This window comes from Roseomonas sp. CAU 1739, from assembly GCF_039839775.1.
Classification (GTDB): Bacteria; Pseudomonadota; Alphaproteobacteria; order Acetobacterales; family Acetobacteraceae; genus Neoroseomonas.
In genome coordinates, this window is the sequence record NZ_JBDOQQ010000009.1 from 1 (window position 1) to 19,370 (window position 19,370).

Genomic DNA, 19,370 nt, shown 5'->3' on the forward strand with positions numbered 1-19,370 from the left:
CCGAAGATCCTCCGACAGCGCCTTGGTCATGACCGTCGGCCTCCACTCCGACCGTCAGCTTGAATCAGATCCCTCCCGCGTCGCGGAAGAACAAAGATTCAGGCAGGTCGGAAAACGCTCTAGAGCGCGCTGCTTTTCGTTGGAATTGGGATTCCGAAACGGGCTGGGACCTGATTCAAGCGTTGGGCTGGGCGATGGAGGCCAGCGCCGATGCGGCCATACTCCGAGGATCTGCGTGAGCGCGCGGTGCAGCGCGCTGAGGCTGGCGAGACGATCCGCAAGATCGCAGCGGCGTTGCGGATCAGCCCGCCGGCGGGAGGTGAACCTTGTTGAGCGCAAGATCGAGAACATCCTGGAGGCGGTCGCGGACGGTCTGAAGGCGTCCAGCATCCAGAAGAAGCTGACCGAGCTCGAGGCGCGCCGCGATGAACTGCGCGTGGCGTCGGCAGAGGCCAGCATCGCGCCGCCGGCGTTGCACCCAAACCTTGCGCAGACCTACACAGCGCGCGTGGCGGAGCTGCGGCGGGGCATCGATGCCGGAAAGGGCCAGGACGTACTGGAGGCTGCACGGGCGCTGATCGACACGGCCATCGTGACGCCCGGCGACGATCCCCCCGGGATCGAACTGGTCGGAGAAATCATGGCCATGCTCAAGGCCACCGGCGCCTTTCCCAGCGAAGGCGATGCCAAATGCCGCAACCTCGTTTCCGGTTTGTCCTCAGGTTCGGCAAAGGGGACTATGAGGGGGCAAAGCCCCTCCATCCTTCTTCGCGCCTGTCGCGCTGCGACTCGCCCTGAGGCCCATGGCTCGCTGCCTTTTTCCAGGACCGGCCCTCAGCGCATCGCGCCCTTCAGCACCTCCCCGACCTCCTCGAGGATCACTGGATCGTCGATGGTCGGCGGCACCACGAAATCGTCGCCGTCGGCGATCTTGCGCAGCGTCGCGCGCAGGATCTTGCCGGAGCGGGTCTTGGGCAGCCGGGCGACGACGCGCGCATCCTTGAAGGCGGCGACAGGGCCGATGCGGTCGCGCACCATGGCGATCAGTTCGCGGCCGATCTCGGCTTCGGATTTCGCCACGCCATGCTTCAGAACCACCAGGCCGAGCGGCACCTGGCCCTTCAGCGTGTCGCGCACGCCGACCACCGCGCATTCCGCGACATCGGGATGCGCGGAAAGGACTTCCTCCATCGCCCCGGTGGACAGCCGGTGGCCGGCGACGTTGATGATGTCGTCGGTGCGCGACATCACCCAGACATAGCCCTGGTCATCGACCATGCCGGCATCGGCGGTCGAGTAGTAGCCGGGGAAGGCCGAGAGGTAGGCCTCGCGAAAACGGTCATCCGCATTGAACAGGGTAGGCAGGGCGGAGGGCGGCAGCGGCAGCCGCACCGCGAGGGAACCGATCTGCCCGTGCGGGACCTCCTGATGCGCCTCATCCAGCACCACCACGTCGTAGCCGGGGGCGGGCTTGCCGCCCGAACCGGGGCGCGTGGGGAACAGGCCGAGGCCGCGGAAATTGCCGGTGATGGTCCAACCGGTCTCGGTCTGCCACCAATGGTCGATCACCGGCTTGGCGAGCAGGCGTTCGGACCAGGTGATGGTGTCGGGATCGCAGCGCTCGCCGGCGAGGAACAGCGCGTCCAGCTTCGACAGGTCGTGGCGCTTCAGCAGCGTGCCGTCGGGGTCTTCCTTCTTGATGGCGCGGATCGCGGTCGGGGCGGTGAACAGCACCTTCACGCCATGCCGTTCGCAGACCCGCCAGAAGGTGCCGGCATCGGGGGTGCCGACCGGCTTGCCTTCGAAGATCACCGTGGTGCAGCCGGCGAGAAGCGGCGCGTAGACGATGTAGGAATGGCCCACCACCCAGCCGACATCGGACGCCGCCCAGAACACGTCGCCGGGACCGACGCCATAGACCAGCGACATGGAATTGTGCAGCGCGACCGCATGGCCGCCATTGTCGCGTAGGATGCCCTTGGGCGCGCCTGTCGTGCCGGATGTGTAGAGGATGTAGAGCGGGTCGGTCGCCTCGACACTGACGCAGGGGTGCGGCGTGGCCGCTGCCATCGCCGCGAGCAGGTCGGCATCGCGCCCGGGCGCGAGGTCGCAGGGGTGTTCGGGGCGTTGCAGGATCAGCACCGCATCCGGCTTGTGCGGCGAAAGCCCGATCGCGGCATCGATCAGCGGCTTGTATTTGACCACCCGCCCGGGTTCGAGCCCGCAGGAGGCCGTGACGATGGCCTTCGGCTTCGCATCGGCGATACGGGTGGCGAGTTCGGCCGCGGCGAAGCCGCCGAACACGACCGAATGCACTGCGCCGAGCCGCGCGCAGGCGAGCATGGCAATGGCGGCTTCCGGCACCATCGGCATATAGACGATGACGCGGTCGCCCTTCGTCACGCCACGCTGGGCGAGCGCTCCGGCCAGCCGCGAAACGCGGTCGAGCAGGTCGGCATAGGTGATGGTCTCGGCCCGCCCGGTCATCGGACTGTCCCAGATGATGGCGGGCTGCGCGCCACGGCCGGCCGCGACGTGGCGATCGACGGCGTTGAAGCAGGTGTTCAGCCGCCCGCCCGCGAACCAGCGGCCATAGACGCCCAGCGACGGGTCGAAGATGCGCGCGGGTGGCGTGTCCCAGGCGATGCCGCTCGCCGCCGCGGCCCACCAGGCCTGGGGGTCGCGGCGCCAGGCCGCATAGGTGGCGTCATAGCCAGTCGCGCCGGTCATTGCTGGACGCCTTCCCTGCCGTTCGTCTTCCCCGTGGCAGGAGCCTGGACCGCCCGCCACCGCGCAAGCAAGTGGCGGAGAGGTGCGGCGGGCGCATTGCGATGGGTCAAGCGCGGCGGAAGTCTGGCGCCCAGGCTCGCGCGCGACCCTGCCTGTCAGCCGAACACGAAATCCGCCGCCCCCAGGGCGCCCGGCGCGACGCCGAGCAGCACCATCAGGTCCTCCCCGCCAAAGCTGATCAGCGTGGCGTCCGTCCCGCCCACGATCACCATCTGGCTGGTGCCGGAGATGCCGAGCGCGCTGACGTCGATCCTGTCCACCCCGTCGGTGAAGTCGAAGACCAGGTCGCCGCCCATGCCCGGCGCGGCGACGAAGACATCGGCCCCGGCACCGCCGGTCAGCGCATCGAAGCCCGCGCCGCCATTCAGCCGGTCCGCGCCGTCGCCGCCGCTCAGCCAGTCCTCGCCGTCCTCGCCCAGCAGCGTGTCGTTGCCGATGCCCCCGGTCAGGATGTCGCCGCCGGAGCCGCCCTGCACGGAATCATGCCCCGCGCCGCCGCCGACCATGTCATCCCCGTCGCCGCCGAGCAGCGTGTCGTTGCCGGCGCCGCCGGCGATGTAGTCGGTGCTGCCCAGCCCCTCGATGCGGTTCGCCCCGTCGTCGCCGGCGAGCCGATCCATGGCCGACCCGCCGACCAGGTTGCCACCGGCCGAGGCCACTAGCCGGTTCGAGGCATCGGCCTGCGGCGTCGCAATCAGCGTGGAATGTTCGTCATAGCCAGGCAGCAGAAGGGCTGCGTCGAAGACAGGTGCGGCCTTCGACAGGGCACCCGACGTATCGTCCAACCCGTCATCGGCGCTGAGGCTGTTCCACTGCGCGAGGTCGGAGGTTTCGTCACCGCCCCAGGCATAGCCGGTCGAACCGGTGCCGAGGCTGACGGTATTGCCGCCCACCATGTTGCCGCCGGCCTCGGCACCGCCGGTGACGACGATGGCGTGGGCGCCGTCGGCCGACGCCACGATGGTGTTCTCCGTGATCAGGTTGCCGGCGCTGAGTTCGGGGGTCCAGCCGGCATTGGCGACGTAGATCTCGGTTTGCCCGAGGATGCCGTCGCGCGTGCCGGCGCTGTCCGCGCCATTCCCCTCGAGATGGTTCTGCGCGACGTAGTTGCCGTCCGAGCTGTAGATCGTGATGCCCGGCCCGTCATTGCCGATGATCTGGTTGCCGGTGACGACGTTCTGTCCGGAGAAGTGGTCGAGCTGGATGCCGTGGCCGTCGAAGGAATCCGGCTCATGCTGGTAGGCGACCACGTTGTTCGAGATGACGTTGAGCCGTCCCAGCCCATCCCCTTCGGCGAGGCCGAAGACGTGGATGCCCGAATTGCCGGGCAGGCCGGAGACGCCGTTGTTCACCACCGTGTTGCCATCCACGATGACGTGGCTGCCGTGCAGGGTGATGCCGCTCTCGCCATTGCGGTAGATGGTGTTGCCGATGATCAGCGCCGGGTTGGCGTCGGTGGCGGCCGCGCCGTTGATCCAGATGCCGTTGGTGTCGTTGTCGTGGACCCGGTTGCCGGCGATCGCCACGCCTTCGATCGACGTGCCGTCGAGGTAGATGCCCGACAGGCCGCCATGGACGTCGTTGTCCTGCAGCGTGACGGCCGTGGCATTGCCGGTGACATAGATGCCGAAGCCCTGCCCGCCGGTGATGTCGAGGCCGTTGACGGTCACATGGCTGGCACCGTCGATGACCACCGTCCCTTCGATGCGCGCGACCCCTTCGCCATACGACCCGATGACGATCGGCGCATCGGCGCTGCCCTGCCCCGAGACGATGAACCCCTGCGAGACGGTGCCGCCGCGCTGGAGGTAGAGCGTCCCAGCCTCGAAGGTGACGTCGGACCAGGAATCAAAGGGCGATCCCTCGGACCCGTCTCCGCCATCGGCCACGGTGGGATCGATGAAGACGACGCGCGGGGCCGCCGTCGCGGCGGCGGCGCCCTGCACCAGGATGTCGGACGGCGCCGTCGGGAGTGGATCCTCGACGAGAAGCAGGGGGTCCGTCGGCGATGTGGTGTTCTGGAGCAAAGCCATGGACGTGGCCTCTCGGTTTCGCGATCGGAGAGGGGATATACAAGTCCAGGTGGTATAGGAAGATTATTTAGAGGCAATTAGCGGGTATCATGCCCGGCAATATGTAACGTGTGGTTGAAATTAACGGTATTTTAGAACGAAACCGTTATGAAAATGCTGCCTGTCGTGCAAAAAATGGGCGGCGCCAACCGAATGGCGTCGCCCGTCCGGGGCCCTCGTTGGGCCCAACACCGGTCAGGTCTTAGAACATGATTGGTTCACATTCGTTCACCCATCACGCTCTAACCTATTGTTTAATCGCGTGATTCACACCCCAGATGCATTCGCATTACGGCCATCACGCTCCAGAGCCGCTCCCGTTCGCCATGGCTCACGGCAGCGGCTCTAGCCCCTTGGTCTTCGAGCATCTTCACCCGATCAGATGATTCCACCTGATCGGGATCTGCTCTAGTGATGCTGGCTGTCGCCCGCATAGATGTCGCGGTCCTTCGTCTCCGGCACGAAGAACAGGCCGATCACCACCGTCATCAGCGCGATGACGATCGGGTACCAGAGGCCGAAATACACGTCGCCGGTCTGCGCGATCATGGCGAAGGACGTCGCCGGCAGCAGCCCGCCGAACCAGCCATTGCCGATGTGATAGGGCAGCGACATCGAGGTGTAGCGGATGCGCGTGGGGAACAATTCCACCAGCGCCGCCGCGATCGGGCCGTAGACCATGGTCACGTAGATGACCAGCAGCGTGAGGATGCCGATCAGCACGGCCGGCTGCTCGCGGAAGATGTCGAAGGGGTTCGACATCTTGACCACCGACGGGTTGGACGCCGCCGGATAGCCCGCCGCGGTCAGCGCTGCGCCGAGTTCACGCGCGAAGGTCGGGCTGTTCGCCAGCATGACCTGGCCGCCCTGGATGCGCACGCCGGCGACGGTGCCCGCCGGCGCTTCCTCGACCCGGTAGTTGACCGAGGCGCGGGCGAGGGCGGCCTTGGCGATGTCGCAGGGCTGGGTGAAGCGGGCCGTTCCCGTCGGGTTGAACTGGAAGGAGCAGGTCGAGGGGTCGGCCACCACCTGGACCGAGATGTTCGCATGCGCCCGGGCAAGGTCCGGGTTCGCTTCCGCGCTGAGCAGCTTGAACAGCGGGAAATAGGTCAGCGCCGCAATCAGGCAGCCGCCGAGGATGATCGGCTTGCGGCCGATCTTGTCGGACAGCCAGCCGAAGAAGACAAAGCCGCCCGAACCCAGAAGCAGCGACCAGGCGATCAGCATGTTGGTGGTGAAGCCATCCACCTTCAGCACCTGGCCGAGGAAGAACAGCGCGTAGAACTGGCCCGTGTACCAGACCACCGCCTGGCCAGCGACGAGGCCGAGCAGCGCGAACAGCGCGATCTTCGCGTTCTTCCACTGGAAGAAGGCCTCGGAGATCGGCGCCTTCGAATGCGTCCCTTCAGCCTTCATCTTCTGGAAGGCCGGGCTTTCTTCCATCTGCAACCGGATCCAGACCGAGATGGCGAGCAGCGCGATCGAGACCAGGAACGGAATGCGCCAGCCCCAGGCGGCGAAGTTCTCCGGGCCCACCGCAAGCTGGGTGAACAGGATCACCAGCAGCGAGAGGAACAGGCCGGCGGTGGCCGTGACCTGGATGAAGGATGTGTAGAAGCCGCGCCGGCCCTGCGGCGCGTGCTCGGCGACATAGGTCGCGGCTCCGCCGTATTCGCCGCCAAGGGCAAGGCCCTGCAGCATGCGCAGCAGGATCAGGATGACGGCGGCCGAGATGCCGATGCTGGCCGAGGTGGGCAGGATGCCGACCACGAAGGTCGATGTACCCATGATCAGGATGGTGATGAGGAAGGTGTATTTGCGCCCGACCATATCGCCGAGCCGGCCGAACACCAGCGCGCCGAAGGGGCGCACCAGGAAGCCCGCGGCGAAGGCCAGCAGCGCGAAGATGTTGCGCGTCGCCTCGTTGAACATCGGCTGGCCGTCGGCGCCGAGCGGGTTGAAGAAGTTCGCGCCGATCACCGCCGCGAGGGAACCGAAGAGGTAGAAGTCGTACCACTCGAACACGGTACCGAGCGAGGAGGCGATGATGACCTTCCGCTCCTCGTTGGTCATCGGCCGGGTCGCGGACCCGGCCCCCAGTGTCGTCGAACTCATTGTTCCTCCCCTCCGGCCGCGCCGGCTTGCCATTGTTGTCGTGCGCCCGACCGAAAGGTCCCGCGTCCCGACGACACGGAATCCTGCCTCGTAAGGGCAATGCAACAAGGCAATAGCGCCCGAAGCCTTGATCCAACGCAAGCGTGAGCTTACGGGCCCGGCGGATTTCCGGCGTCCTGGGGAAGCGCGGCCACAGGGGGCGCGCAATGGTACCGCAGCTCGCCCGCGGCGCTGTATCGCCGCAGTCTACTTGGTCACGAAGGCTTTTTCGACCACATAGGTGCCGGGCGCGTTGTTCGCCCCTTCTTCGAAGCCGCGGGCTTCGAGCATGGCCTTGACGTCACGGTTCATCGCTTCCGACCCGCAGAGCATGACCCGGTCATGCTCGGGGCTGAGCACCGGAAGGCCCAGATCGCCGAAGATCCGCCCCGATTCGATCAGGTCGGTGATGCGGCCCTGGTGGCGGAACGGTTCGCGCGTCACCGACGGGTAGTAGAGCAGCTTGCCGGCGACCATCTCGCCGAGGAATTCATGGGCCGGCAGATCGCGCTCGAACAGGTCGCGATGCGCCAGCTCGGCGACCTGCCGCACCGTATGGGCGACGACGACGCGCTCATACCGCTCATACACATCGGGTTCGCGCGCCAGGGACAGGAAGGGGGCGAGGCCGGTGCCCGTCGCCAGCAGCCACAGCGTCCGCCCGGGCAGCAGGTTGTCGGTCACCAGCGTGCCGGTCGGCTTCCTGCCGATCAGCACCGTATCGCCGAGCGCGACATGCTGCAGCCGCGAGGTCAGCGGCCCCTCCTGCACCTTGATGGACAGGAATTCGAGTTCCTCATCCCAGGTCGGGCTCGCCACCGAATAGGCGCGCACCAGCGGCTTGCCGTTCGCCATCAGCCCGATCATGGCGAATTCACCCGCGCGGAAGCGGAACGCCGTGTCCCGCGTGCAGCGGAAGGAGAACAGGCGGTCGGTCCAGTGGTGCACCCAGGTCACGCGCTCGCCGAAATAAGCGGCGGGGATCATGGGGGCGGCAGGCATCGCGGCATCGTTCATGGCAGGGTCTTGTGCTGCGCTGCCGCATATTGCGCAACAGGAATGCGCCGTCTTGTGCTGCAGCGGGTGCGGGGCTTTCCTGCCCCCCATGCAGGACCTGCCCCCGGGGATCCCCGTCGATCCCGAAACCGACCCGCCGCTCGGCCCCACCGTGGACACGACGCCGCGGCCGCTGCCCGCCCGCGTGCCGCATCGCGGGGTCTCGGTCGATCTCGAACCCCTGCATGTCCGTCACGCGACGGAACTGTTCCGCGCCGCGCAGGGCCAGCCGGCCGACGCGTCCTGGGCCTATCTCGGGGCCGGGCCCTTCGCGACGGAAGCCGCGATGCGCAGCCACGTCGCCGCCTTCGCCGCCACCCACGACCCCATGGCCTGGGCCATCCGCCCCCACGTTACCGGCACGGCCGATGGCTGGCTGACGCTGATGGAGATGTTCCCGGCGCATGCGCATATCGAGATCGGCAACATCTGGTTCTCCCCGCGCATGCAGCGGTCCCGCGCGGCGACCGAGGCGATGTTCCTGCTGATGCGCCACGCCATGGACGACCTCGGCTACCGCCGCCTGACCTGGAAGTGCAACGCGCTGAACATGCCCTCGCGCCACGCGGCGGACCGGCTCGGCTTCACCTATGAGGGCACGCTGCGGGATCTGCTGGTGGTCAAGGGGCGGCAGCGCAGCACGGCCTGGTTCTCGATCCTGGCGGATGAATGGCCGTCCCGCCGCGATGCCATCGCCGGCTGGCTGGATGCGCCGAATTGGGGGCCGGATGGGCGGCCGAGGCGAGGCCTCGCGACTTTTCGCGCCTGAGGCGCGGAAACCCTGGTCTTGGGGGTAACATGTCCAGTATATGACGATCAGGACATGTTCCAGATGGGAGGCACTGCAATGGTCGACCCAAGCCTCGGCGAAATCGTGAGTTGGGCCTTCATCCTCGGCACCGTCACCTTCGTGCTGGCGCAGCGCCTCGGCGCCGGGCCGGCGTTGGTCGTGGCCATGCTGGCCGCGCTGTCCACCAAGGCGGCGCTGCTCAACCTGACCTGACGCCGCCGCCCGGCCCGCATACGCGGCAGATCCAACGGATCCTGTCGTGCCGACCGCGGTCGTGGCCGCCGCCGCTTGTCCCGCAGCCGCAACCGCGCCGTCACGCCGGCGCAATGCAGGCCCTGTAGAGCCGCCCCGTTCCGCACAAACGAACGGGGGTTCCATGCGCCGACTGATTCTTGCCACCGCCCTGATGGCCGCCGGGCCGGCGCTGGCCGACCAGCGCTTCGAGGCGACGCTCACCGGCCACGCCATCCTGCCGGCCGCAACCTTCACCGCCCCGCCCGAGGGCGTGCCGCCGGGCCTGGCCGTCTCCGGCCGCTACACAGGCGCGGGCAACACCCGTAACGACCAGGTCGGCAGCGCGCCGGGCGATACCGGACCGGCCTATGGCAGCCGCCGCACGGGGCTTTCGTTGCCGTTCAACGGCCAGCCGGTGCAGGGCTTCTCCGGCATCAAGCCGGTGGCGGGCGAGCCCGGCGCCTATTGGGTGCTGACCGACAACGGCTTCGGCAATCGCCGCAACAGTCCCGACGCGATGCTGATGTTCCACAAGGTGCGGCCCGACTTCCGCACCGGCCAGGTGGCCGTCGAGCGCACTATCTTCCTGTCCGATCCGAACCGCGTGATCCCCTTCCACATCACCACCGACGCGACGCCGGAACGCTTCCTGACCGGGGCGGATTTCGACCCTGAATCCATCCAGCCCATGCCGGACGGCACCTTCTGGATCGGCGAGGAATTCGGCCCCTTCCTGATCCATCTCGACGCGCAGGGCCGCGTGCTGCGGGTGGTCGAATCGATGCTGGACGGCCAGCCGCTGCGTTCGCCCGACAACCCCGCCTTCTCGGTGCCGGCCAGCCCGACGCAGGGCGTGCCGTTCCGCGTGCGCCGGTCCGGCGGGTATGAGGGCATGGCCGCCGCGCCGGATGGCTCGCGGCTGTATGCGCTTCTGGAACAGCCGCTGTTCGCGCCGAATTCCGACCAGGCGGAAGGCGCCTTCCTGCGCATCCTGGAATTCGACACGGCGCGCGCCGTCTGGACCGGGCGGACCATGCGCTACCGGCTTGAAGCGGGTGCGACGGCGATCGGCGACTTCAACATGGTCGACGACCGCCGCGCGCTGATCATCGAGCGCGACAACGGCGAAGGCGATCCCGGCCTCGCCTGCGCGCAGGGCACGCCATCCACAGCCGAACGCCCCTGCTTCCCGGCGCCCGCGCGGCACAAGCGGATCTATCTGGTCGATCTCGGCGACGTCGATGCCGAGGGCTTCGTGCGCAAGATCGGCCATATCGACCTGATGGCGATCCGCGACCCGGACAACCTGGCGCGCCAGCGCGGCGACCGCCCGGCCGGCGCGGCGAATGATCGCTTCAGCTTCCCCTTCTTCACCATCGAGGACGTTGCGATGGTCGATGCCGACACCATCATCGTCGCCAACGACAACAACCTGCCGTTCAGCGCCGGCCGCCACCTGACGCGCGCCGACGACAACGAGTTCATCCTGCTGCGCGTGCCGGAATTCCTGCGCGCGCGGTGACCGACGGCCTGGGGATTTGAGGGTCGGATCCTGGGCGGTGGGACCGAGAGGGGCGTCGCCCCTCTCGGGCTCACCCCACCAAAGGCTTAAGGCCTTTGGAAACCTCGACTTTGGTGTTGGCCAACGGTTAGGCACCCCCCACGGCAGGGGCAGCCCTTGGCATCGGGCGCGCACGTCGGGCCCGGCGCCAGGTAACGGTTTCCAAAGGCCTTAAGCCTTTGGTGGGGGAGGCCCGGAGGGGGCATAGCCCCCTCCGCCAACCCCCATCGCCGCAGCCCCCCGCAGTTGTCACCGCGCCGCCGCTGCTCCACCCTTCGGCCTCGATGCGCCGGAGCACACTGCATGACCGATGATCCCGTGGGCGCCTTTGTTCCCGGCCCCCGGACGACGCGCGCCGGGGCCGCTTCCGGCCCGCTCGCCGGCCTGACCTTCGCGGTCAAGGACCTGTACGACACCGCCGGCGACGTCACCGGCTACGGCAATCCGGACTGGGCGCGCACGCATCCCCCGGCGACCGCCGATGCCGCCGTGGTCACGGCCTTGCTCGAAGCCGGCGCGCGGCTGGTCGGCAAGACCAGGACCGTCGAACTGGCCTATGGCCTGACCGGGGAGAATGTCTGGCACGGCACGCCCATCAACCCGGCCGCACCGGACCGATTCCCCGGCGGATCGTCCTGCGGCTCGGCGGCGGCCGTCGCTGCCGGACTTGCCGACCTCGCCATGGGGTCGGACACCGGCGGGTCGGTGCGCATTCCGGCGTCGTATTGCGGCATCTACGGCATCCGGCCCTCCTGGGGTGCGGTCAGCCTGACCGGCGCTTGCCCGCTTGGCCCGGCCTACGACACGGCTGGGTGGTTCACCGCCCACGCATCCCTGCTGCGGCGTGTGGGCGATGTGTTGCTGCCGTCCGGCGGAAGTGCCGCGACCGGGCCGCTACTGAAGGTGCAGGAGGCGTGGATGAACGCCGAGCCCGCGACGGCGGCGGCCCTCGCGCCGGCGCTGGAGGCGGCGGAGGGGATCCTGGGCGCGGCCCTGCCCATCAATATCGCGCCCGAGGGGCTGGAAGCCTTCTACGAAGCGTTCCGCTGCGCCCAGGCGGTCGAGGCCTGGACCAGCCTCGGCCCGTGGATCGAAGCGACCAACCCGGCCTTCGGCCCCGGCGTGAAGGAACGCTTCGCCGCGGCGAAGGCGATGGACCCGGCCAAGGCAGCTGCCGGCCGCGCCTTCCGCCGCGTGGCGCAGGCCCGCATCCGCGCCCTGCTGGCCGGCGGCGCGGTGCTGATCTACCCCACATCCCCCGCGCCGGCGCCGCTGCTGAGCGCGAGCCAGGCGGAGCAGAATGCGGTGCGTGAGAAGACGATGGGTGTGACGGCGATTGCCGGTTTGTGCGGTCTGCCGGAAGTGACATTGCCGGCGGCCAGGGTGGGCGGCGCGCCGGTCGGGCTGTCGCTGGTCGGTGCGCACGGTTCCGACCGCGCGTTGCTGGCCTTGGCCGAGGCGGTGGCCGACGCCGCCGGGCTGCCGGCATGACGATCACGCTGCGCGATGCCGTCGCCGCCGATGTGCCGGCCATGACGGCGATCTACGCCCATCACGTCCTGCACGGCACCGGCACCTTCGAGGAAGACCCGCCCGACGCCGGCGACATCGCCGCCCGCATGGCGAAGGTGCAGGATGGCGGCCATGCCTGGCTGGTGGCTGAGGAGGACGGGCTGATCCTCGGCTATGGCTATTTCGCGCCGTTCCGGCCGCGCTCGGCCTATCGCTTCACCGCCGAGGATTCGGTCTACATCCGCGACGACATCCGCGGCCAGGGCGTGGGCAAGGCGCTGGTCGCGGAATTGCTGCGCCGGGCCGAGGCGATGGGTATCCGCCAGATGGTCGCGGTGATCGGCGATTCCGACAATGTCGGCTCGATCGGACTGCACATCTCGCTGGGCTTCCGCCAGGTGGGCGTGCTGAAGGCGGTCGGGATGAAGTTCGGCCGCTGGGTCGATGTGGTGCAGATGCAGAAGGCGCTGGGGGAGGGGGAGAAGACCCTGCCCGATTAAAGCGTGATCGCCGCAGGTGGTCTTACCGGAGGCGTGAATCATACGATCAAACAAGGGCATAGAGCAGGAGGCGTGAGCGAAGGCGAACGGATCCTGCTCCAGCGCGTGATTGGTTCACGTTCGTTCGCCATTCACGCTCTAACCTGTTGTTTAATCGAGTGATTCAGGCGGCCGGTGCATGCGCGAGTTCAGCCATCACGCTCCAGCGCGGCGTGCGTTCGACCCACTCACGCAAACCGGTCGAACCTCCTGCTTGTGCGAACATCGTCGTCCGCCTGAGTGGGTCCACTCAGGCGGGATCTGCGCCAGATCCGTGCGCCCGCGTCAGGTGCCGACGCTACGCAGGAACGACAGCGACGGCGCGAAGAAATAGGCGCCCCCCAGCATCTTCACGAAGCCGCCGAAGCCGAGAGGCTTGGCGCCCGCGCCCTGGCCGATCACCGGATCCACGCCGGTGCCGGGGCGGACGAAATCTTCGTTGTTGGCCCAGCTCTGCTGGGTGAACTCGAACTGCGCCTCGATGCTGGCCATATAGGCCATGAAAAGCAGCCCGACATCGCCGGTCGGTTCCTGGCCCTCGGGATCGGCGAAGTCCGTGTCGTCGGCCTTGCGGCGCCGATGGCCATAGGTAATGCCGCGCCGCGCCATGATCGGGTTCCGATCGCCGCTCGCATCCGGCAGCCCGAATTGGCGCTTCACGTCGCCACGTGGGTTGGTCTTGCGGATATGGGCGTGGAAGGGGCACTTCGCGCCGTTCGTATCGGCGTCGAAGGTGAAGTCGTTCGGCGGCGGATCCTGCGTCGCATCCTCGCTGAGCACGATCGGCGTGCCGTCCTCGAAGCGGCCGACGATTGTCGCGCCGGCGCGTTCGGCATCCTCGCCCACCAGGCCGAGCGCGGCGGCGAGGTCTTCCTCCGCCTTCTTGAAGCCGCGGACATTCTGTTCGAGCTTGCGGAACACGAAATAGCTGCCGGCCGACAGCGGCGTGCGACCGTTCGGATCAGCGACGATGAACTGGGATGGGTTGAAGCGCGCGCTCCACTGCGCCTGCGGTTCCTTCGCCAGATCCTCCTCGAGGAACAGGGGCTGGCTGCGGCCGTCCACATAGCCGAAATGCTCGACGCCCTCAGCCGCGGCGCCATGTTTGAAGACCCTGGTCTGCTGGCGGCCGCGTTCGACCACGAGGACCCGCACGCCGGTGCCGTTGAGCCAGCCTTCGACCGCTTCGAGGGCTGCGGTGACCTGCTGTTCCCGCGCATCGGCGACCAGCACCATGGCGTCCGGTGCCGGCAGGCCTTCAGTCCAGCCGGCCGCTTGCCAGGCGCTGCGCGGCGGGTCGGACAGGATCGCCTGCCGCGCCGGCATGTCGGCGGCAAAGGCCTCGCCTGGCGGCAATGTCGCCAGGGGGCCGAGCGCGCGATAGCCGCCCGCGCTCAGGAACACGCACATGACCGTGCCGCCATCGAGATAGGGCGGCTGGCGTCGGTTCTTCCGCAACTGGCTATAGGCGCTGGTGCAGTTCTGGCCGAGTGTCCGAAGCACCGCCGCGACGTCATCCGGCGTCATGCCGGCGAAGCTCAGGAACAGGTTGCCGGTATGATGCCGGCCATGTCCCTTGAGGATGTTCGCCTGCAGATCGCCGAGGAAGAGCGCCAGATCGGCATCGCCTGGCGCCGCCTGCCAGCGGATCGGTTGTCCGAGGATGGTTTGCAGAGTGGCCATGGTTGCACCTCCCGTCCCAGTTGCAGCCTTGGGACGAGGAAAGTTAGCGTGTAACGATATCGAAACAAAGTGATGCTTCGTACATGGATTGACGTCAGGCGCGGCGGAACCGGGCGACGGCCAGGACATCTGCTGCCAAAGCAGCGTCAAGCGCCGCCTGTCCAGCCTGGGTTTCAATCCGGGCCACCACTTCGGTGAACCAGGGCACCTGCTGGCGGACGCGCAGGGTGAACAATCGGTCAAGCGCCGCGGCAACAGGGGTTCGTGGCTGGCAGCAGGCGCAGCCCGGCGCATGGCCCGGCACCGTCGCCGTGAACGCCGCCCAGGCTGTCGTGCCGGGCGGGGCGGGCGCGTCCCCCTCGGTCAGCAAGGCCGCGCCAGCGGGCGGCATCTCATCGGGATGAAGCAGGCGGACAGGAATGCGGGCATCGATCGACCAGGCCATGATGTGCTGGACATAAGGATATCTTTATGACTATGTCCAGCGTCATGGATGAGCTCCTCACGCAACTCCGCGCCGCGGCCGAGCCGACCCGGCTGCGCCTGCTCGCGCTCTGCGCCCGTGGCGCCTGGTGCGTGTCGGATCTGGTGGCAATCCTCGGCCAGTCCCAGCCGCGCCTGTCGCGGCACTTGAAGCTGCTGGTCGAGGCCGGGCTTCTGGCACGCACGCCCGAAGGGGCCAATGCCTGGTTCCAGGTGCCGCCCGAGGCCGACCTTGCCCGCCAGATCCTCGCCCGCCTGCCGGAGGATGACCCGCTGCTGGCCGCCGACCGCCGCGCGGCCGCGCGGCTGGCGGCCGAACGCGCCCGCACGGCGTCGGAATCCTTCCGTCGCCACGGCGCCGATTGGGATGAGATGCGCGCCCTCGGCCTGCCCGGGGCGGAGATCGAGGCCGCCCTGCTCGCCGCCCTGCCGCCGCGCGTGGGCCGGCTCCTCGATATCGGCTGCGGTACCGGCGGGCTGCTGGAACGGCTGTCCTCGCGCATCGAGGAAGGGGTCGGCGTCGATGCCTCCCGCGACATGCTCGCCCTGGCGCGCACGCGGTTGGCCGAGCACGGCATGCCGCACATCGCCGTGCGCCAGGCGGACATGTACCGGCTGCCGCTGGCCGATGCGTCCTTCGATGCCATCACGTTGCAGATGGTGCTGCACTACGCCGAGGATCCGGCGGTTGCGCTGACCGAGGCCGGGCGCGTGCTGAAGCCCGGAGGCCTGCTGCTGATCGTCGATCTTGCCCCGCATGAGCGCGCCGATCTGCTCGGCAACCACGCGCATCGCTGGCCCGGTTTCGACGATGCGGAAATTGCCGGGTGGCTGGGTGCGACCGGCTGCGTGCCGGCGCGCAGCCTGACCATTCCGGGCGCGCTGCCCGTCCGCCTCTGGGTCGCAGAACGCAAGACCCATCCTGTCGCCGCCCTTACCGCCTGAAAGTCACGCCATGTCACGCCCCCATCTGCTCGATGCCCTTCGCGACCGCGTGCTGCTGTGCGACGGCGGTACCGGTGCCCGCGTGCAGACGATGGACCTCGACGTCGAGCGCGATTTCTGGGGCAAGGAGAACTGCACGGATGTGCTGGTGCTCTCGCGCCCCGATGTCGTGCGGGAGATCCATCGCGGCTACTACGAGGCCGGCGCCGACATGGTGCTGACCAACACCTTCGGCGGATCGCCGGTCACCCTCGGCGAGTTCGAGCTTGAGGATCGCGCTTTCGAGCTGAACAAGACCGCGGTGGAACTCGCGCGCGAGGCGGCGGACTCCTTCGCCGATGGGCGCCACCGCTGGGTGATCGGCGATATCGGGCCGGGCACCAAGCTGCCGTCGCTGGGCAACATCGCCTATGACGCGCTGGAAGCCGCCTTGCTGGTGCAGTGCCGCGGGCTGATCGCCGGCGGCGCCGATGCGCTGCTGACCGAGACCAACCAGGACACGCTGTTCATCAAGGCCGCCGTCAATGCCGCCAAGATCGCGCGCGCCGAGGCGAAGTCCGACATCCCCGTCTTCGTGCAGGTGACGGTCGAGACCACCGGCACGCTGCTGGTCGGCCCCGATATCGGCGCCGCGGCGGCCGTGGTCCATTCCCTCGACGTGCCGCTGATGGGGCTGAACTGCGCCACCGGCCCGCAGGAGATGGCCGAGCATGTCCGCTTCCTCGCGCAGAACTGGCCGGGGCTCATTTCCGTCCAGCCCAATGCCGGGTTGCCGGAACTGGTCGACGGCAAGACGCATTATCCGCTGGGCGCGGCGGAACTCGCCTCCTGGATGGAACGCTTCGTCTCCGAGGATGGCGTCAACCTGATCGGCGGCTGCTGCGGCACCTCGACGCCGCATATCGCGGCACTCGATGCGATGCTGCGCAAGCGCGCCGGCGCCGCCGCGCGGCCGGCGCCGGTGCTGCGCAAGCCGATCTGGATCCCGTCCGTCGCCTCGCTCTACACCTCCGTCCCGCTGCGGCAGGAGAACGCGTATTTCTCGATCGGCGAGCGCTGCAACGCCAACGGGTCGAAGGCGTGGCGCGAACGCCAGGCGGCGCATGACTGGGATGGCTGCGTCGCCATCGGGCGCGAACAGGTGGGCGAGGGGTCGAACTCCCTCGACATCTGCACCGCCTTCGTCGGGCGCGACGAGATGGCCGAGATGAACGAGGTGATCCGCCGCTTCACGTCTTCGGTGAACGCGCCGCTGGTGATCGATTCCACCGAGACGCCGGTGATCGAGGCCGCGCTGAAGCTGCATGGCGGCAAGCCGATCATCAACTCGATCAACTTCGAGGATGGCGAGAAGGCCGCCACGGATCGCATGATCCTGGCGAAGAAGTTCGGCGCCGCGGTCATCGCGCTGACCATCGACGAAGTCGGCATGGCCAAGACCGCCGAGGACAAGCTGCGCATCGCCACGCGCCTCGTTGAATTCGCCTGCGACAAGCATGGGCTGCCGCAGTCGGACCTGATGATCGACCCGCTGACCTTCACCATCGCCACCGGCAATGAGGACGACCGCAAGCTCGGCCTGTGGACGCTGGATGGCATCCGCATGATCCGCGAGAAGTTCCCGGACATCCAGATCATCCTCGGCCTGTCCAACATCTCCTTCGGCCTGAACCCGGCTGCGCGGCATGTGCTGAATTCCGTGTTCCTCGACCACGCCGTGAAGGCCGGCATGACCGGCGCGATCGTGCATGTGTCGAAGATCAAGCCGCTGCACCTGATCCCGCCCGAGGAAGTCGAGGTCGTCGAGGACCTGATCTTCGACCGCCGTCGCGAAGGCTATGACCCGCTCCAGAAGGTCCTGGAGATCTTCTCGGGCCGCAAGGCCGCCGACAGCGTGAAGAAGACTCGCGCCGAGACGGTCGAGGGCCGCCTGAAGGACCGCATCGTCGATGGCGACCGCAAGGGGCTGGACGATGAACTGGCCGACGCGCTCGCCAAGGGCCTGGCACCACTGTCCATCATCAACGACGTGCTGCTCGACGGCATGAAGGTGGTGGGCGAGCTGTTCGGCGCGGGCAAGATGCAGTTGCCGTTCGTGCTGCAAAGCGCGGAGACGATGAAGGCCGCCGTCGCCTACCTCGAACCGCACATGGAACGCGCGGCGGGGCAGGAGAAGGGGACCATCGTGCTCGCCACCGTGAAGGGCGACGTGCACGACATCGGCAAGAACCTAGTCGACATCATCCTGACCAACAACGGCTACAAGGTGGTCAATCTCGGCATCAAGGTGCCGCTCGCCGACATGGTCACGGCGGCGAAGGAACACCGCGCCCATGCCATCGGCATGTCGGGCCTGCTGGTGAAATCCACCGTGGTGATGCGCGAGAACCTTGAGGAGATGGCGCGCCAGGACCTCGACATCCCGGTGATGCTCGGCGGTGCCGCGCTGACGCGCAACTATGTCGAGGATGATTGCGCCCGCGCCTATGCCAAGGACGGCACGACCGGGCGCGTCGCCTATGCGCGCGATGCCTTCGACGGGCTGCACCTGATGGACAAGGTGGTCGGCAACGGCTTCGACGACTACCTCGCCGCCGTGCAGGCCAAGCGCGTGGGCAAGGCGCGCAATGAAAAGCGCGTGCTGGGCCAGGCCGATCCGCGCGGCTTCGCGCCGGTCGATGTGGCCTATGCGGAACAGCGCCGTCGCCGTGTGTCCGCGGAATCGACCACGCCGGTGCCGCCCTTCTGGGGCGCGCGGACGATCGAGGCCTCGCCCAAGGCCGTCGTGCCCTTCATCAACGAACGCAGCCTGTACCAGTTCCAGTGGGGCTTCCGGAAGCAGGGGCGCTCGCTGGAGGATTTCCTCGGCTGGGCCAAGCAGGAACTGCGCCCGGTGCTGTCGCGCATGCTGCGTATCACCGGCGAGCAGGACATCCTCAAGCCGCAGGCGATCTACGGCTATTGGAAATGCGCCGGCCAGGGCAACGACCTGATCCTGTTCGAAGAGGATGGCGTCACCGAGGCCACCCGCTTCACCCTGCCGCGCCAGCCCAAGGAAGACGGCGAATGCATCGCCGACTTCGTGCGCGACATCAATGACGGCCCGGCGCATCGCGACGTGATCGGCCTGCAGGTCGTCACCGTCGGCCAGAAGGCGTCGGACATCGCGCGGGAATGGTTCGAGGACAACCGCTACCAGGACTACCTGTACTTGCACGGCCTGAGCGTGGAGATGGCCGAGGCGATGGCTGAATACACCCACAAGCGCATCCGCGCCGAGTTGGGCTTCGCGGGTGAGGATGACCGCGACATGGACAAGATGTTGCAGCAATCCTACCGCGGCGGCCGGTATTCCTTCGGGTACCCGGCCTGCCCGCGGCTGGAGGACCAGGTGCCCCTGCTGCGGCTGCTGGGGGCAGAGCGCATCGGCGTTTCGATCAGCGATGAGTGGCAGTTGCACCCGGAACAGTCGACCAGCGCCATCGTGCTGCACCACCCGCGCGCGAAGTACTTCTCGGTCTAGGCCAGGGCCGGGGCGGTTCCCCCCCGTG

The 19,370-nt window shown here is 67.9% G+C and carries 13 protein-coding genes; 7 read left to right on the forward strand and 6 right to left on the reverse strand.

All coding sequences use genetic code 11. The features are described from left to right. Positions 1-834: 834 nt before the first annotated feature. The 4 genes from AAFN86_RS15445 to AAFN86_RS15460 form a co-directional block, all read right to left on the reverse strand. Positions 835-2,730 carry an AMP-binding protein gene (locus AAFN86_RS15445; RefSeq protein ID WP_347544252.1) on the reverse strand — a complete coding sequence of 632 codons (1,896 nt, stop codon included), beginning with the start codon at positions 2,728-2,730 and terminating at the stop codon, positions 835-837. A 155-nt stretch (positions 2,731-2,885) separates the two neighbouring features. After that, the gene (locus tag AAFN86_RS15450) at positions 2,886-4,823 is read right to left on the reverse strand and encodes a right-handed parallel beta-helix repeat-containing protein (protein ID WP_347544253.1); all 1,938 of its coding nucleotides are present in this window, start codon (positions 4,821-4,823) and stop codon (positions 2,886-2,888) included. Between the two features lie 447 nt (positions 4,824-5,270). Then, positions 5,271-6,977 (reverse strand): MFS transporter, encoded by a 1,707-nt coding sequence (locus tag AAFN86_RS15455; protein WP_347544254.1) that lies wholly within the window; start codon positions 6,975-6,977, stop codon positions 5,271-5,273. A gap of 246 nt (positions 6,978-7,223) precedes the next feature. Further along, a complete protein-coding gene (locus tag AAFN86_RS15460; protein ID WP_408906605.1) occupies positions 7,224-8,018 on the reverse strand; it encodes a ferredoxin--NADP reductase in 795 nt (264 codons plus the stop codon). Between the two features lie 103 nt (positions 8,019-8,121). Between AAFN86_RS15460 and AAFN86_RS15465 the strand changes: the two genes are divergently transcribed. The 5 genes from AAFN86_RS15465 to AAFN86_RS15485 all read left to right on the forward strand — a co-directional run bounded on the left by AAFN86_RS15465 (position 8,122) and on the right by AAFN86_RS15485 (position 12,669). Next, complete coding sequence (locus tag AAFN86_RS15465) at positions 8,122-8,841, forward strand: GNAT family protein (protein ID WP_347544256.1); 720 nt, start codon at positions 8,122-8,124, stop codon at positions 8,839-8,841. A gap of 78 nt (positions 8,842-8,919) precedes the next feature. Continuing rightward, on the forward strand, positions 8,920-9,075 hold the full coding sequence (locus AAFN86_RS15470) for a hypothetical protein (RefSeq protein WP_347544257.1): 156 nt from the start codon (positions 8,920-8,922) through the stop codon (positions 9,073-9,075). A gap of 163 nt (positions 9,076-9,238) precedes the next feature. Continuing rightward, a complete protein-coding gene (locus AAFN86_RS15475; protein ID WP_347544258.1) occupies positions 9,239-10,618 on the forward strand; it encodes an esterase-like activity of phytase family protein in 1,380 nt (459 codons plus the stop codon). Positions 10,619-10,960: 342 nt separating this feature from the next. After that, the gene (locus tag AAFN86_RS15480; protein WP_347544259.1) at positions 10,961-12,148 is read left to right on the forward strand and encodes an amidase; all 1,188 of its coding nucleotides are present in this window, start codon (positions 10,961-10,963) and stop codon (positions 12,146-12,148) included. Then, positions 12,145-12,669 carry an N-acetyltransferase family protein gene (locus AAFN86_RS15485; protein ID WP_347544260.1) on the forward strand — a complete coding sequence of 175 codons (525 nt, stop codon included), beginning with the start codon at positions 12,145-12,147 and terminating at the stop codon, positions 12,667-12,669. The genes AAFN86_RS15480 and AAFN86_RS15485 overlap by 4 nt, the downstream gene beginning before the upstream one ends. A 324-nt stretch (positions 12,670-12,993) precedes the next feature. On the opposite strand, the gene AAFN86_RS15490 is transcribed toward AAFN86_RS15485, so the two are convergent. Next, entirely contained in the window at positions 12,994-14,391 is a 1,398-nt protein-coding gene (locus tag AAFN86_RS15490; RefSeq protein ID WP_347544261.1) for a hypothetical protein, read from the reverse strand. A 94-nt stretch (positions 14,392-14,485) separates the two neighbouring features. Beyond that, a complete protein-coding gene (locus AAFN86_RS15495) occupies positions 14,486-14,836 on the reverse strand; it encodes a hypothetical protein (protein WP_347544262.1) in 351 nt (116 codons plus the stop codon). Between the two features lie 44 nt (positions 14,837-14,880). On the opposite strand from AAFN86_RS15495, the gene AAFN86_RS15500 reads away from it, so the two are divergent. Both AAFN86_RS15500 and metH read left to right on the forward strand, forming a co-directional pair. Next, entirely contained in the window at positions 14,881-15,819 is a 939-nt protein-coding gene (locus AAFN86_RS15500; RefSeq protein ID WP_408906606.1) for an ArsR/SmtB family transcription factor, read from the forward strand. 10 nt (positions 15,820-15,829) lie between these two features. Beyond that, positions 15,830-19,342 carry a methionine synthase gene (metH, locus tag AAFN86_RS15505; RefSeq protein ID WP_347544264.1) on the forward strand — a complete coding sequence of 1,171 codons (3,513 nt, stop codon included), beginning with the start codon at positions 15,830-15,832 and terminating at the stop codon, positions 19,340-19,342. Positions 19,343-19,370: the final 28 nt, after the last annotated feature.